Here is a 13,995-nt window from a genome sequence, read left to right as displayed (position 1 = left end):
TACATGTTTTGTTTAATATACTAGTAATGAAACGTGATGTAGAAAGGTGGAAACCAATGTTTGAAAAATTGTATGATGAGCATGAAAGTGTGAAGGTACGATTTTTAGGGTTTATGACACATGATACACGTTATGATTTTGGTGTTATTTATACAAATATGTTTTTTGGAAAACCGCTCATTGTTTGTATGCAAACAGGAAGGTCTACTTTACTCGGAAGAGATGATGTAGAGAATGTTCAATATATACAGGAGATTTTTAAATTAGGGTCAGAAGAGGAAGCGAAGGAGTTAGCTCAGTTTTTCAAATTTCTAGTTCCGTCAACTTCTTTACATGCGGAATATGAAGAATAATTAATGTGAAACAGTCGTACTTATAAATATGGCTGTTTTTTATTTGAATATCGCATACTAATTAAAATTTAAAATATTTAATGTGTTATACTAAAAACCTATTGACGTAAAAAGTATAACATATTAAAATAAAGACAGAAAGTTAAGCGGTTACAAAAAAGTTTTTGGGATTATAAACTTAGGGGGAAATGAAAAATGGGAACAATCGTATGTCAAGATTGTGAAGGTACAATTGCACACTTCGAAGATGAGAAAGTAACGGTACTTTACGGGAAATGTGGATCTTGCGGATGTGATCACACAGAGCATACAAAAGCCCAATAATTGATAGGAAATGGACAGCTAAAAGTTTTTAGGACCATAAACTTAGGGGGAAATAAAAAATGGGAACAATCGTATGCCAAGTATGTGAAGGAACAATCGGACATTTTGAAGATGAGAAAACGACGGTACTTTACGGAAAATGTGGAACAAATTGTGACTGTGCTAGAAAAGATAATGCGAAAGCTTAATGATAAATAAATAGATTACTATTAAAACTCAGGGGGAAATGAAAATGGGAACAATCGTATGCCAAGTATGTGAAGGAACAATTGGACATTTTGAAGATGAAAAATCAACAGTACTATACGGGAAATGTGGATCTCATTGCGAATGTGACCATAAAGAACATACAAAAGCTTAATAATAAGAAAAAGCGCCTACATGTGTAGGCGCTTTTTTAATAAATTGTAGTTGTATGGCCAACTGTTGCAACGATTGCATCATCTCTAATTGGAATAAAGCTTATGGATGTCTGTGGTGTACTAGAAGAAGCGTATTGGCTCATTATACGGCTATCGATACGGGTAATAGTATCGGTCAAGAAAGCTGAAATAAAAGCGTAAGGGACTCGTCGTTCATTTAATGAATAAATAATTTCTTCTTTTGTTTTTACACCTACGCCATGTCCGTAAAAAAAGAAATTTCCTAAATAGATTGTGTTTTCTCCTTGCCACTCAATCGTAGCTGGATTCACTTGTGGGTTTTTAAAGTAAACGAGGTCACCTGGAACAAGATCGCCACCGGTTTTTGTTATGAGCCTTAGATCTTGATCGTAGTCCCATGTATAAAGTAAAAGGTTTGCAAATAGACGATTGAAAGTTTCTTCCTCATACAATGATAATAAAGCTTTATAAAAAATAATGATCATAGCGGTTGCACATTCAGTTCCATATAGTTTTCCGTTTTTGAAAATATCTTGTATGGCAATAGAAGGTGGTATGTTTGGAAGAAGCTCGAATCCTCCAAGGGATGTTCTTTTCCAATACTGGGGGTTGCAAAAGGATTGTTGAAATGTGCGAAACTGAAATCCACTTTGAAAAAGTTCTAGTGCAGAGATAATAATATTAACTCGTAAATTGAGATCAAAGCTGAGTTCATCAGCTGTTCGGAAGGAATAAACTTCTTGATTTCCTGCCATTATTGATAAAATTTGTTGTTTCTCTGCTGCAAATGGCTCATATTCATTTGTAATATAAGGATGTACAATAGAACGGCCTATTACAATCATAATAGTATCCCCACCTATACGTTACATTCTTTAGTATCGTATGAAGAATAGGAAAAAAGGTGAAAAAAAAGCCTATCAACTGATAGGCTTGTACTCTTTAATAACACGTAATGTTTGTAATGTCATATCTTCAGGACCTTGTACAGGTAAACCTGCTTCTAAGTTTTTACGAATATACTCTAAGTTTTCTTGTGTAATAATTTCCCCCGGAGTAAAGATTGGAATCCCTGGCGGATAAACCATAACAAAATCAGCTATAATACGACCCGCTGCATTTTCAAATGGAATGACTTCTGTTTCCGAATAAAAAGCATCTCGAGGAGAAAGTGCTAGCACTGGAATTTCTGGAATCTCTACTTGTACTTGAACACCTTTATCTGCCCTATTTCTAAATGTTGCTGCTAAATCTTGTAATGCTGCAATAAGTGTATTTGTATCACTTTCTGTATCTCCCAAAGTGATAAGACATAGTATGTTGTATAAATCTGAGAGTTCTACTTCAATGTTATATTTCTCTCTAAGCCATACTTCAGCTTGGTGGCCGGTAATACCTAAATCTTTTACAGATACAATTATCTTTGTAGGATCATAGTTAAAGGTAGCATCTGTACCTAACATTTCTTTTCCAGGACAGTAAAGATGCTCAATAGAATTTATAGCATCACGAACATGTTCAGCTAATTGTATTGTTTGTTCTATGAGTGCTGTTCCTTCTGTGGCAAGACGTTTTCTGGCAACATCAAGTGATGCTAACAAGATGTAAGAAGTTGATGTAGTCGTAAGCATGCTAATAATAGATTGGACATGCTTTACATTCACCAAGCCTTCTTTCACATTAAGAATAGAACTTTGAGTTAAAGAGCCTCCTAATTTGTGGACACTTGTTGCTGCCATGTCTGCACCAGCTTGCATCGCCGACATCGGCAATTTATCGTGAAAATGAATATGAACACCATGAGCCTCGTCGACTAGTACAGGGATGTCATAAGAATGTGCTAATTGTACAATCTGTTCTAAGTCTGCAGCAAACCCAAAGTACGTTGGATTAATAACAAGTAAGCCCTTTGCATCTGAGTGCTCTTCAAGTGCTTTTTTGACAGATTGAATTGTGATTCCATGAGAAATACCGAGCTTCGGATCGATTTCAGGATGCATGAAAATCGGTTTTGCACCTGAGAAAATAATAGCTGACATTACTGATTTATGCACGTTTCGTGGTACTAGGATTTTGTCACCAGGACCGCAAACGCTCATCACCATTGTCATAATAGCGCCACTTGTACCTTGAATAGAAAAGAAAGTATGATCTGCACCGAATGCAGCGGCTGCTAAATCCTGTGCTTCTTTAATCATACCTTTTGGATGATGTAAATCATCGAGTGGCGCAATATTAATTAAGTCAATTGCTAATGCATTATGCCCAATAAATTCGCGAAATGTAGGATCCATGCCCTGTCCTTTTTTATGACCAGGAATATGGAATTGAATTGGATTTCGCTTACTGTGCTCAACTAAAGCGGTAAACAATGGTGTTTCGTATTGGGACAATCTATACACCCCTTCTTCTTCATAATATTTAGTATAATTTGTTTTATATAATCCTGCTCTAAAAAAGGTAAGTCTTTTTTTAGAATGAGGCTTGTTTTTCTGCCATTCAAAAAATCGTTTTTGAGATGGTAGCTTCACTTTATTTTCTATAAAACAAAAGCATTATATCACCAATAATTATAGATGTATAGAAAAAAATGTTTTTAAGGTGAGTATGTTTAATAGTTAGCCTCAACTAATGAATAGAGGAAGACAATTCCATTAAAATGAATAAATAGTGTATAATGCAGAGTGGCTATAATGAATAATAAAATATTCTCTTTAAGATAGCATAATGAAACAAGAAGAAATGATAAATGAGGTGCGAAATGGAATATCAATATCCGTTAGATTATGATTGGTCAAATGAGGAAATGGTTACAATTGTGAAGTTTTATGAAGCGATTGAGAAAGCTTATGAAAAAGGAATTATAAGAGAAGAATTAATGGGTTTATATCGTCGTTTTAAAGAGATTGTTCCATCGAAAGCAGAAGAAAAGAAAATTGATAAAGAGTTTCAAGAAGTAAGTGGATACTCTATATATCGTGCTATTCAAAGGGCAAAGGAAGTTGAAGAACAAAAGGTTGTAAAAATATAAAAATATTTTGAAAAATAAAAACTGAAGTGATATAATGTGATAACAACTAAAAACGGACAATATAAATTGTCCGTTTTCTACTATCGATTACAAAGTGCATATAAAGGAAGGAGTGGTTGCATCGTAGATTCAATCTTAGCAAGGAATTGTTCGTTGGTCATTGCTGAAAACTCCTCTGGTGATATATGAATACCAACTAATAATTCTGCTTTTTTTACAGTAGCTAGTCGTTCAATCATCTTTTGTAAGTCTTCGGTTTCAAGTGTTTTATGTAATTTCACACTTGGTTTAGTATGGTCAATGGACCAAACGAAGTCATTTGGAATATTTGTTTTTAAATCATTTAAATGTTCTAAGAAGGCATGAGCCGTCTCAACTTTTTGTGGACACTCATAGATTAAACCAAAGTATATGAAGGCATGAGTACCCCATAAGCCGATTTGGAAATGCGGTAGCATTTTATATCCTCGTTTATTTGTTGAAAAAGCAACCCAAGTATCGTTTGGTGGATTGACTTTCCGTCGTGCGTGTTTTGCAACATGATAAAAAAAGTTCTCATCAGTGTGTTTGGATAAGTATTCTGCAAATTGTTCCCCTAAAGCTTCTAGCTTAGGATGAATGTTCGTTTTAATTGCACTCATTCGTTCTTCGAGACCATCAACTGTAAAGACATCAAAATCAGTTGACTTGAATGTTTGTATTGTCATGATTGTTCCTCCAACTCCTATTTTGCTTTTATTTTAGCATAGCTTGTACTATTCATAAAAAAAACAGCACAAAAAAATTAAAATAAAAAATATAATTTTGTTGCATAGATGATTTATCCAACATAGTATAGTATAAAACAAAAAATCAGAAAATTTAATTAATTCTAGTCCGAGGGCAGACGAATATTGGGAGGAGGCAAATAATATGAGACAGGTGATTAATGCGTTAAAGAGAACAGATGCCGAAAAGAGAATACCGGTGCTACGTTTGGAGCTAGATTATGAATTAGCAACTTTATATGATGCGATGATGGAAGATGATAAACAGAAAAAAGAAGAGTGTGTACAAAAGTTAGAAGTGTTAAGACTTGAAATGATTCGTTTAGAAGCGTAATAATAGTATATGTATAAAAAATTAGTTGGTGCGAACCTTATAAAGGGTTCGTTTTTTCTGTGAACAGTATAGATCGGAGTGTTTAAACATGCAAGAAGTATGGAAAGACATCGATGCACACGCCAAACGGTGGATTCGGGATGCAGGAGAGCATTTGATGGCATCAATGAAAAAAGCACTTATTATAGAAACAAAATCAAATGCAGCTGACTTAGTTACAAATATGGACCGAGAGATAGAACGGTTTTTAATTGGGAAAATTAAAGAAACATTCCCGAATCATAATATTTTAGGAGAAGAGGGTTATGGAGACGAGATAACGTCTTCTGGCGGGGTTGTTTGGTTAATTGATCCAATTGACGGTACGATGAACTTTGTTCATCAAAAAAGAAATTTTGCGATTTCAATTGGTATTTATGAGAACGGTATCGGAAAGATTGGACTTATTTATGATCCAGTGCACGATGAACTATATCATGCAGTCAAGGGATCCGGAGCTTTTTGTAATGATATATCAATTCCTCCATTGGAAAAAGGAACTGTAGAGCAAGGTATTGTAGCTTTAAATGCGATATGGCTTACAGATAATCCATTGCTTAATATGGAAAGTATGATGGCACTTGTTAAGAAAGCAAGGGGCACGAGATCATATGGCTGTGCAGCACTAGAGATGATATACGTTGCAACAGGAAGAATAGATGCATATGTAACGCCGAGATTATCACCATGGGATTTTGGCGGAGGACAGATAATTGTAGAAGAAGTTGGAGGTAAGGTGACGACATTCTCTGGAGCGCCACTTTCTATCATAGAGAAGAGCAGTGTGTTAGTTGCAAAACCAGGAGTGTATGAAGAAGTGTTATCGTTTATATTAGAGCAACAAAAAAAGTAAGAGGCTGTGTATAAGCTTCTTACTTTTTAGCGTTATTGTGATTTGCGCATTTTTCTTTTTGTTACAAAACCGTACCCAACTGCAACAAATGTGCCGATAATGCAAATAATAATACCGATTGGACTATTTTCAGCAATCATAATGCCGATACCGATTAAGAAAATAACACCGATAATTGCGGTTAATAAAAAGCGATATTGAATGTGTTCCATTTCTTCACCCTCCAATCTCATTTTACTTTCACAAAAGTAAGAATACAACTATATTTTCATTCTTGCTTTTATTTTAATTGCTATTGTATCCCCTTCGCTCTTATAATAGAGAAGGATTAAAAAGACATTAGGAGTTGGACATGTTGAAAAAACGACAAGATTTACGTAATATAGCAATTATTGCCCACGTTGACCATGGTAAAACAACACTTGTTGACCAGTTATTACGTCAAGCGGGGACTTTCCGTGCGAACGAACACGTTGAAGAACGCGCAATGGATTCAAATGATCTAGAAAGAGAACGCGGTATTACAATTTTAGCGAAAAATACAGCGATTCACTATGAAGATAAAAGAATTAACATTTTAGATACACCAGGTCACGCTGACTTCGGTGGAGAAGTAGAACGTATCATGAAAATGGTTGATGGTGTTTTACTTGTTGTTGATGCATATGAAGGTTGTATGCCACAAACACGATTTGTTTTAAAGAAAGCTCTTGAGCAAAACTTAACTCCAATCGTAGTTGTAAACAAAATTGACCGTGACTTCGCTCGTCCTGATGAAGTAGTTGATGAAGTAATCGACTTATTCATTGAGCTTGGTGCAAACGAAGATCAATTAGAGTTCCCAGTTGTATTTGCATCAGCAATGAACGGAACAGCAAGCTTAGATTCAAACCCAGCAAATCAAGAAGAGAATATGAAATCATTATTTGATACAATTATCGAACATATTCCAGCACCGATTGATAACAGTGAAGAGCCACTTCAATTCCAAGTAGCACTTCTTGATTACAACGACTATGTTGGACGTATTGGAGTTGGACGCGTATTCCGCGGTACAATGAAGGTTGGACAACAAGTTGCTTTAATGAAAGTTGACGGAAGTGTAAAACAATTCCGCGTAACGAAATTATTCGGTTACATTGGATTAAAACGTCAAGAAATCGAAGAAGCAAAAGCTGGGGACTTAGTAGCCGTTTCTGGTATGGAAGACATTAACGTTGGTGAAACGGTATGTCCGGTTGAGCATGAAGATGCGTTACCATTACTACGTATTGATGAGCCAACACTACAAATGACGTTCCTTGTAAATAACAGCCCATTTGCAGGTCGTGAAGGTAAATACATTACATCTCGTAAAATTGAAGAGCGTCTTCGTTCACAATTAGAAACAGATGTAAGTTTACGTGTAGATAATACAGAGTCTCCTGATGCGTGGATCGTATCTGGACGTGGGGAACTACATTTATCTATCTTAATCGAAAACATGCGTCGTGAAGGTTATGAATTACAAGTATCTAAGCCAGAGGTAATCATTAAAGAAGTTGATGGCGTAAGATGTGAACCTGTAGAGCGCGTACAAATCGATGTACCTGAAGAATACACTGGTTCTATTATGGAATCTATGGGTGCACGTAAAGGTGAAATGTTAGATATGGTGAATAACGGAAACGGTCAAGTGCGCCTTACTTTCATGGTTCCAGCACGTGGTTTAATTGGTTACACAACAGAATTCTTAACATTAACTCGTGGTTACGGTATTTTAAACCATACATTCGATTGCTACCAACCAGTACACGCTGGACAAGTTGGTGGACGTCGCCAAGGTGTTCTAGTTTCACTTGAAACAGGAAAAGCATCACAATACGGTATTATGCAAGTTGAAGACCGTGGTGTAATCTTCGTTGAACCAGGTACAGAAGTATATGCTGGTATGATTGTTGGAGAACACACTCGTGAGAACGACTTAACAGTTAACGTTGTGAAAATGAAACAACAAACTAACATTCGTTCTGCGACGAAAGATCAAACTTCAACAATGAAGAAACCACGCCTAATGACTTTAGAAGAATCATTAGAGTACTTAAACGATGATGAGTTCTGTGAAGTAACTCCAGAATCAATTCGTCTGCGTAAAAAGATTCTTGATAAGAGTGAGCGCGAAAGAGCTGCTAAGAAAAAGAAATCGGTTGAAGCGTAAAAACAAAAAAACAACGACCTTTATAAAAGGTCGTTGTTTTTTATTTTGTTTATTTTTTAGAATATTTACTCTTTTTTGTGGACAGTATTTTTTTTGCGAGTTACTCTTGTATTAAGTGTATAAAGAAAATTGTATTTTACTGCTAGGGGGGAAGAGTGTGTTAGAAAGGATGTCTTTTTTTGCAAAATTGTGTAAGGTAGATGAAAATCCAGAGTTAGGAATGTGGTTACTTTATGGGACGATTATTATATTAAGTGCTCTCGTCTATAATTTAGGGTTTGCTAGAAAGTTGTCTGTACTTAAAAATATTGTGATATACATATCATTAGCAATTGGATGTACAGTATTAACCTTTTTTGCTGTATTTTTACCCGTTGGAGAAGGACTTGTTGTAGCAGCAATTGTACTTGGGATTTATAGATTACGTTTGCGTCAAGCGAAACAACAAAAAGCAGGATGAGGAAGGGGGAGTTTTTATGCGTTCAGTACAAGATGCACTATATAATTGGTTAACAATTAAAACAGTTGCTGAAGCACGTCCAGATGATAGTGCTGCAAAAGAAACGTATTTGTTATTTCAAAATATGATATATGAAGAACATAAATTAAAAAATGTGGAAGTCGAAAAGAACGAGGAGATGTATTTAATTACATACGAAATAAATGGAGAACGGAAATCTGCAAGGTTTCCGCTAGAAGCCATTGATTGTTTTTTGGATCAGATGAATCGTGAACCAGAAAAATATAAATAAGTCCTTATCTATATGAGTAAGGACTTATTTACATTTTACCAATCATCTTCGATTTTTTTATCACGATATAATCGGAAATTACCACTTGCATGACGTTCCATTGTACGCTCTGCAATTCGTTCCGAACATTCCATGCACATATATGTATGAATAGGGCGATTACGCAGTTTTTTTGCCATAGGATTTTCATCATCTAACATATCTTTTTTATCACAAATCATACATTTGACTCTCATTTCGTCACCTCAATACGAATTCTATCAGTATAAGTATATCATGGAAGTATAATGTTTTTGAATAATAGTGGGAAAAAATAATATTTTCGCAATTCAAAAAATAAGTTATGATAAGGATATACCAAGTATGTTTGGAGGTGAAAATATGGCGAATGTAGTAGAGCCTACCTTAACAGAGGGTTTAGTACAAACGTTGCGTAAAGAGTGTATTGTTATGATAGCAACGACAGATTTCGAAAAACAAGTTCCTAACGTAAGTGCTATTTCTTGGGTGTATGCAGTGAGTAAAACTAGTATTCGATTTGCAGTAGATCAACGTTCACGTATTGTGGAAAATATACGGCATAATACAGGTGTGGTATTGACTATAATGGCGAATGAATCCGTATTTTCCATAAGTGGTGCAGGTGAAATTTTGACAGATAGAATGGAAGGCATTTCTTTAAAATTAACTGTAATAGAAGTAAATGTGCAAGAAGTGCGTGATGTTATGTTTTATGGAGCGAAACTTGCAATTGAACCAACATATGAAAAAACATATGATCTTCGGGCAGCGAAAAAGCTGGATAACGAAGTGCTAGTAGGGATAAGAGAATTATAAAGATGCTAAATAAGAAATTCGTTTATTCACTTTTGTAATCGGTTATTGTGATTTAACGTTAATAATTATAATAAAAGGTAATATATTGAATAGAAATGAATAAAGAATAAATAAAAGGTTTAATGACTATGATTTTCGATTCTACCTCGTTTACACGGTACATATAATTATAACAATGGTTCGTCCATATTTTATGGATGAAACCCTTGTTCTACAAATTTAAAAGTGGAGTCAGGGGGTAACAGGTTGGATAAAATTTATGTGTTAGATACGAATGTACTTTTGCAGGATCCTTTATCTATTTTTTCATTTGAAACCAATGAAGTAGTGATTCCAGCAGTTGTATTAGAAGAGGTTGATTCGAAAAAACGTTATATGGATGAAGTAGGACGAAATGCTCGTTATGTATCTAAGTTAATAGATAAATTTCGTGAAATAGGAAAGCTGCATGAAAGTATCCCGCTAGAAAATGGCGGAACATTTCGTATTGAATTAAACCATCGTTCATTTGTGCAACTACAAGATATTTTTGTAGAAAAAACAAATGATAATCGAATTTTAGCTGTAGCAAAAAATTTATCTTTAGAAGAACAGGAAAAAGAGGACGGGAAGTCTGTTATTTTAGTAAGTAAAGATGTACTCGTAAGGGTAAAAGCTGATGCAATTGGTTTGAAGGCTGAAGATTATTTAAGTGATCGCGTAATTGAAGTAGAAAATATATATTCTGGCTTTTTAGAAGGATATATATCAAAAGAACAATTGGATTATTTTTATGAGAAAGGTGAATTGCCTCTATCTGAAATTGCGAATCACCCTTTTTACCCAAATCAATTTGTAGTAATGAAAGATGCATTGGGGGGCTCTAGTTCTGCGCTTGGCATCGTGGATCACTTAGGTAAGAAGGTAAAGAAACTTATTTTTCACAATGAACAAGTGTGGGGGATACGACCACGAAACGTGCAGCAAATCATGGGATTAGAATTGTTGCTTCGTGAAGATATTCCGCTTGTAACATTAACGGGGAAAGCCGGCACAGGAAAAACGTTACTTGCGTTAGCTTCGGGACTTATGCAAACAGAAGACTTAGGGTTATATAAAAAATTACTCGTTGCAAGGCCAATTGTTCCAGTCGGAAAAGATATCGGTTATTTACCAGGAGAAAAAGAAGAAAAGTTAAGACCATGGATGCAGCCAATTTTTGATAACCTAGAGTATTTATTTAATACAAAAAAGCCAGGAGAGTTAGATGCTATTTTAGCTGGAATGGGTTCGATTGAAGTAGAAGCCCTTACTTATATACGCGGGAGAAGTATTCCAGATCAGTTCATTATCATTGACGAAGCACAAAATTTAACAAAGCATGAAGTAAAAACGATACTAACTAGGGTAGGGGAAAAGAGTAAGATTGTATTGATGGGAGATCCTCAGCAAATTGATCACCCATATTTAGATGAATATAATAATGGCTTAACGTATGTTGTAGAGAAGTTTAAAGAACAGCGTATTAGTGGTCATGTGAAGTTTGTTAAAGGGGAGCGATCTAATTTAGCTCAACTAGCAGCAGATTTATTGTAAAAAGGAGTGAGCTTAAGCTCACTCCTTTTCTTTAAATAATTGTAAATTTACGGATGTTACGGATTGGATTTTGTCGATTAGATCCATCATTGAAATAGAGATGAACAGGCCCATCTTCTTTTAATGGTTTTCCTTCTTTTGAAAAGCCTAGTATAGCATTTTTGACAGTTTCTAATGGAAGTGTCATTGTATGATCTACCGTTTCAATTTCAACTTGCGTAGCGTCCTCTAAAATTTCAGCGTTAGCAAGGAATGGATGAAATGGTATACCGAACGTTCCAGTAATTAGTTGTTCTTTTTTATATTTCTTTACACTTTGTTGTATCGGTGGAAACGCAGCACCATTACGAATTTCACGATCCCAATGCTCTGAAGTGTTTTTTAAATAAGTTTCTAGTTCAGACGTGTTTTCTCTAGTTTCATCAAAGTAAGTTGTCAAATCTACTTTTCGATCATCAAAGATCCAAACAGTTGGATCAATAGTGATTGGAAAACGTACTTTTCCGTTAATAAATAAAATTTCGCTCATTGTTGTTCCCCCATTTGTGTTATACTCCCACTTTTCAGTATAATAGCATTAGACACTGTTGTCACAAAAAATGTTTCTATTGCAATTTATTAAAACTATCGCTAATATTAATAGATAGGATAGAGGAGAGTAGGACGGAAACGGAGGGAATCAATTTGGCGTCTGAGACAGTAGCAAATCATCAGGAAAAGGCACTAGCCCTTCTACAAGCGGATGCAGAGAAGATTTTAAGACTTATTAAGGTGCAAATGGACCATCTTACAATGCCGCAATGTCCATTATATGAAGAAGTGTTAGACACACAAATGTTTGGACTATCCCGCGAGGTCGATTTTGCAGTTCGCCTTGGTCTTATTGCAGAAGAACAAGGGAAAGCAATGTTAGGTGAGCTCGAACGTGAGTTATCTGCACTTCATGAAGCGTTTACAAACAAACAACAATAACGGGTTCAAATAAGGGGGCTCAAACTAAATTAGTTTGAGCTTTTTATTTGTATAATAAAGCAGGAAGAATCAATGTACATATGGAATACAACAATAATTAAATTGAAACAGAAAGAGGAAATGAAATGAAAAAAGTATGGAAATCAATGGATTATTCATTGGTACTTCCTCTTGTTATCTTATGTGTGCTGGGAGTTATAATGGTATATAGTTCTAGTTCCATTGTTGCGATTTCGAGATTTGATAAACCAGCAAATTTCTTTTTTAAAAGACAATTAATTACTTTAGTTGTTGGGACAATAGTATTAATAATTATTGCTACTATCCCATATAAAGTTTGGAGAAAACGAATTTTTTTGTTGGGGAGTTACGGTGCTAGTGTTGCCTTATTAGCTGCAGCTGCTTTTTTCACTAAGAAAGTAAACGGTGCAAACGGGTGGATATTTGGAATACAGCCTGCAGAATTTGTTAAGATAACAGTTATTCTCGTCTTAGCTCATTTCTTTGCCAAAAGACAAGAAACGAATACACCTGTTTCCAAAGGGTCAGGTCCAGTACTTATTGGTGTTGGTATAATCATGTTTTTAATATTAAAGCAAAATGATTTAGGTACTGATTTGTTAATTGCAGGAACAGTAGGAATTATGTTTCTTTGTTCGGGAGTACAGGTTAACTTATGGATTAAACGAATTGCTTTAACTTCTATAGTATGGATTCCAGCACTATATCTGCTTGGTAATTATGCATTAAATCCATATCAAAAGGCACGTTTTTCTGTTTTCCTTGATCCGTTTAATGATCCTCAAAAGGATGGATTTCAATTAGTGAATTCATTTATTGGAATCGCTTCTGGAGGGCTTAATGGTAGAGGATTAGGGAATAGTGTACAAAAATATGGTTATTTACCAGAACCGCAAACGGATTTTATAATGGCAATTATATCTGAAGAACTTGGTTTTATAGGTGTAGCTATCATTTTAATCTGTTTATTACTAATTATTATTCGGTCATTTAGAGTTGCACAAAAGTGTACAGATCCATTTGGAAGTTTAATAGCTATCGGAATTGCAAGCTTGTTTGGAGTTCAAACGTTTATTAATGTTGGTGGTATGTCTGGGGTAATACCACTTACCGGAGTACCATTACCGTTTGTCAGTTACGGTGGTAGTTCTTTATTAGCTAATCTACTTGCGATGGGGATACTACTCAATATTGCTAGTCACGTGAAACGACAAGAGAAACAACAGAATGGATTAATGAAAGAAAAAGAACAAAATGGACCACATCTTGTAGTTGTAAAATAAAAAACACATTGTGCTTTAGAGCATAATGTGTTTTTTATTTTTAAGTAGTTTTAAATGTGATGTATTAATATATATTTCAGTTAAAAGATATAACACATTAAGTTTAATGTGATATACAATTAAGTTGTTAGAAAAGGAAGAGGTATGCTATACTATTTTTGTGAAACAAATTGCACAGAAAACTTATCATTTGTTAAAAAATAAGGTATGATGGATAAAAATAAAGTGAAGCTTTCTAAGTATAATATAATGTGGAAAGTGAAGAACTTCACGC

The 13,995-nt window shown here is 34.9% G+C and carries 20 protein-coding genes; 14 read left to right on the top strand and 6 right to left on the bottom strand.

Features of this window, described 5'->3' with window-relative positions; all coding sequences use genetic code 11:
• Window positions 1–56: 56 nt before the first annotated feature.
• From BCG9842_RS19745 to BCG9842_RS19730, 4 genes are all read left to right on the top strand, one after another.
• A complete protein-coding gene (locus tag BCG9842_RS19745) occupies window positions 57–353 on the top strand; it encodes a DUF3055 domain-containing protein (RefSeq protein WP_000462038.1) in 297 nt (98 codons plus the stop codon).
• Window positions 354–548: 195 nt separating this feature from the next.
• Window positions 549–677, top strand: a complete 129-nt coding sequence (locus BCG9842_RS19740; RefSeq protein WP_000536778.1) for a GapA-binding peptide SR1P — start codon at window positions 549–551, stop codon at window positions 675–677.
• A 59-nt stretch (window positions 678–736) separates the two neighbouring features.
• Window positions 737–865, top strand: coding sequence for a GapA-binding peptide SR1P (locus BCG9842_RS19735; protein WP_000536803.1), 129 nt, complete (start codon window positions 737–739; stop codon window positions 863–865).
• Window positions 866–909: 44 nt separating this feature from the next.
• Entirely contained in the window at window positions 910–1,038 is a 129-nt protein-coding gene (locus BCG9842_RS19730; protein WP_000536796.1) for a GapA-binding peptide SR1P, read from the top strand.
• A 36-nt stretch (window positions 1,039–1,074) separates the two neighbouring features.
• Here the strand turns inward: BCG9842_RS19730 and BCG9842_RS19725 are convergent, their stop codons facing one another.
• Window positions 1,075–1,905 (bottom strand): protein-glutamine gamma-glutamyltransferase, encoded by an 831-nt coding sequence (locus BCG9842_RS19725; RefSeq protein WP_000635339.1) that lies wholly within the window; start codon window positions 1,903–1,905, stop codon window positions 1,075–1,077.
• A gap of 75 nt (window positions 1,906–1,980) precedes the next feature.
• Window positions 1,981–3,453 (bottom strand): arginine decarboxylase, encoded by a 1,473-nt coding sequence (gene speA, locus BCG9842_RS19720; RefSeq protein ID WP_000084903.1) that lies wholly within the window; start codon window positions 3,451–3,453, stop codon window positions 1,981–1,983.
• 368 nt (window positions 3,454–3,821) lie between these two features.
• Here speA and BCG9842_RS19715 point away from each other — a divergent pair, with 368 nt between their 5' ends.
• On the top strand, window positions 3,822–4,091 hold the full coding sequence (locus tag BCG9842_RS19715) for a UPF0223 family protein (RefSeq protein ID WP_000456553.1): 270 nt from the start codon (window positions 3,822–3,824) through the stop codon (window positions 4,089–4,091).
• Window positions 4,092–4,171: 80 nt separating this feature from the next.
• Here the strand turns inward: BCG9842_RS19715 and BCG9842_RS19710 are convergent, their stop codons facing one another.
• The gene (locus tag BCG9842_RS19710) at window positions 4,172–4,798 is read right to left on the bottom strand and encodes a YktB family protein (protein WP_000155316.1); all 627 of its coding nucleotides are present in this window, start codon (window positions 4,796–4,798) and stop codon (window positions 4,172–4,174) included.
• A gap of 205 nt (window positions 4,799–5,003) precedes the next feature.
• Between BCG9842_RS19710 and BCG9842_RS19705 the strand changes: the two genes are divergently transcribed.
• Window positions 5,004–5,192: a hypothetical protein gene (locus BCG9842_RS19705; RefSeq protein ID WP_001250164.1), complete on the top strand. Its 189-nt coding sequence runs from the start codon at window positions 5,004–5,006 to the stop codon at window positions 5,190–5,192.
• A gap of 88 nt (window positions 5,193–5,280) precedes the next feature.
• Window positions 5,281–6,084 carry an inositol monophosphatase family protein gene (locus BCG9842_RS19700; RefSeq protein ID WP_001158709.1) on the top strand — a complete coding sequence of 268 codons (804 nt, stop codon included), beginning with the start codon at window positions 5,281–5,283 and terminating at the stop codon, window positions 6,082–6,084.
• A 32-nt stretch (window positions 6,085–6,116) separates the two neighbouring features.
• Here BCG9842_RS19700 and BCG9842_RS19695 read toward each other — a convergent pair whose 3' ends face one another.
• Entirely contained in the window at window positions 6,117–6,296 is a 180-nt protein-coding gene (locus BCG9842_RS19695; protein ID WP_000400123.1) for a DUF5325 family protein, read from the bottom strand.
• Between the two features lie 140 nt (window positions 6,297–6,436).
• On the opposite strand from BCG9842_RS19695, the gene typA reads away from it, so the two are divergent.
• The 3 genes from typA (at window position 6,437) to BCG9842_RS19680 (ending at window position 9,033) form a co-directional block, all read left to right on the top strand.
• Window positions 6,437–8,281 (top strand): translational GTPase TypA, encoded by a 1,845-nt coding sequence (gene typA / locus BCG9842_RS19690; protein WP_000914761.1) that lies wholly within the window; start codon window positions 6,437–6,439, stop codon window positions 8,279–8,281.
• Window positions 8,282–8,438: 157 nt separating this feature from the next.
• Window positions 8,439–8,741, top strand: coding sequence for a YlaH-like family protein (locus tag BCG9842_RS19685; RefSeq protein WP_000893662.1), 303 nt, complete (start codon window positions 8,439–8,441; stop codon window positions 8,739–8,741).
• A gap of 16 nt (window positions 8,742–8,757) precedes the next feature.
• On the top strand, window positions 8,758–9,033 hold the full coding sequence (locus tag BCG9842_RS19680) for a hypothetical protein (protein ID WP_001258138.1): 276 nt from the start codon (window positions 8,758–8,760) through the stop codon (window positions 9,031–9,033).
• Window positions 9,034–9,068: 35 nt separating this feature from the next.
• Here the strand turns inward: BCG9842_RS19680 and BCG9842_RS19675 are convergent, their stop codons facing one another.
• Window positions 9,069–9,269, bottom strand: a complete 201-nt coding sequence (locus BCG9842_RS19675; RefSeq protein ID WP_002082250.1) for a YlaI family protein — start codon at window positions 9,267–9,269, stop codon at window positions 9,069–9,071.
• A 145-nt stretch (window positions 9,270–9,414) separates the two neighbouring features.
• Here BCG9842_RS19675 and BCG9842_RS19670 point away from each other — a divergent pair, with 145 nt between their 5' ends.
• Together BCG9842_RS19670 and BCG9842_RS19665 are read left to right on the top strand one after the other, a co-directional pair.
• Window positions 9,415–9,870: a pyridoxamine 5'-phosphate oxidase family protein gene (locus tag BCG9842_RS19670; protein ID WP_000024600.1), complete on the top strand. Its 456-nt coding sequence runs from the start codon at window positions 9,415–9,417 to the stop codon at window positions 9,868–9,870.
• A gap of 246 nt (window positions 9,871–10,116) precedes the next feature.
• Complete coding sequence (locus BCG9842_RS19665; RefSeq protein WP_000358083.1) at window positions 10,117–11,445, top strand: PhoH family protein; 1,329 nt, start codon at window positions 10,117–10,119, stop codon at window positions 11,443–11,445.
• Between the two features lie 31 nt (window positions 11,446–11,476).
• Here the strand turns inward: BCG9842_RS19665 and BCG9842_RS19660 are convergent, their stop codons facing one another.
• Window positions 11,477–11,974 carry a hypothetical protein gene (locus BCG9842_RS19660; protein ID WP_001289814.1) on the bottom strand — a complete coding sequence of 166 codons (498 nt, stop codon included), beginning with the start codon at window positions 11,972–11,974 and terminating at the stop codon, window positions 11,477–11,479.
• Window positions 11,975–12,129: 155 nt separating this feature from the next.
• Here BCG9842_RS19660 and BCG9842_RS19655 point away from each other — a divergent pair, with 155 nt between their 5' ends.
• Window positions 12,130–12,417, top strand: coding sequence for a YlaN family protein (locus tag BCG9842_RS19655; protein WP_000135694.1), 288 nt, complete (start codon window positions 12,130–12,132; stop codon window positions 12,415–12,417).
• A gap of 125 nt (window positions 12,418–12,542) precedes the next feature.
• On the top strand, window positions 12,543–13,721 hold the full coding sequence (locus tag BCG9842_RS19650; RefSeq protein WP_000758416.1) for an FtsW/RodA/SpoVE family cell cycle protein: 1,179 nt from the start codon (window positions 12,543–12,545) through the stop codon (window positions 13,719–13,721).
• Window positions 13,722–13,995 lie beyond the last annotated feature (274 nt).

This window comes from Bacillus cereus G9842 (assembly GCF_000021305.1).
Classification (GTDB): Bacteria; Bacillota; Bacilli; order Bacillales; family Bacillaceae_G; genus Bacillus_A; species Bacillus_A thuringiensis_S.
This window is presented reverse-complemented; position numbering and strand designations above follow the sequence as displayed.

Coding starts and splice junctions, on each gene's coding strand:
- BCG9842_RS19675 (WP_002082250.1), bottom strand. CDS start 9,269: ATGAGAGTCAAATGTATGATTTGTGATAAAAAAGATATGTTAGATGAT.
- BCG9842_RS19715 (WP_000456553.1), top strand. CDS start 3,822: ATGGAATATCAATATCCGTTAGATTATGATTGGTCAAATGAGGAAATG.
- BCG9842_RS19700 (WP_001158709.1), top strand. CDS start 5,281: ATGCAAGAAGTATGGAAAGACATCGATGCACACGCCAAACGGTGGATT.
- BCG9842_RS19705 (WP_001250164.1), top strand. CDS start 5,004: ATGAGACAGGTGATTAATGCGTTAAAGAGAACAGATGCCGAAAAGAGA.
- BCG9842_RS19670 (WP_000024600.1), top strand. CDS start 9,415: ATGGCGAATGTAGTAGAGCCTACCTTAACAGAGGGTTTAGTACAAACG.
- BCG9842_RS19660 (WP_001289814.1), bottom strand. CDS start 11,974: ATGAGCGAAATTTTATTTATTAACGGAAAAGTACGTTTTCCAATCACT.
- BCG9842_RS19725 (WP_000635339.1), bottom strand. CDS start 1,905: ATGATTGTAATAGGCCGTTCTATTGTACATCCTTATATTACAAATGAA.
- BCG9842_RS19740 (WP_000536778.1), top strand. CDS start 549: ATGGGAACAATCGTATGTCAAGATTGTGAAGGTACAATTGCACACTTC.
- BCG9842_RS19710 (WP_000155316.1), bottom strand. CDS start 4,798: ATGACAATACAAACATTCAAGTCAACTGATTTTGATGTCTTTACAGTT.
- BCG9842_RS19745 (WP_000462038.1), top strand. CDS start 57: ATGTTTGAAAAATTGTATGATGAGCATGAAAGTGTGAAGGTACGATTT.
- BCG9842_RS19730 (WP_000536796.1), top strand. CDS start 910: ATGGGAACAATCGTATGCCAAGTATGTGAAGGAACAATTGGACATTTT.
- BCG9842_RS19650 (WP_000758416.1), top strand. CDS start 12,543: ATGAAAAAAGTATGGAAATCAATGGATTATTCATTGGTACTTCCTCTT.
- typA (WP_000914761.1), top strand. CDS start 6,437: ATGTTGAAAAAACGACAAGATTTACGTAATATAGCAATTATTGCCCAC.
- BCG9842_RS19735 (WP_000536803.1), top strand. CDS start 737: ATGGGAACAATCGTATGCCAAGTATGTGAAGGAACAATCGGACATTTT.
- BCG9842_RS19680 (WP_001258138.1), top strand. CDS start 8,758: ATGCGTTCAGTACAAGATGCACTATATAATTGGTTAACAATTAAAACA.
- BCG9842_RS19695 (WP_000400123.1), bottom strand. CDS start 6,296: ATGGAACACATTCAATATCGCTTTTTATTAACCGCAATTATCGGTGTT.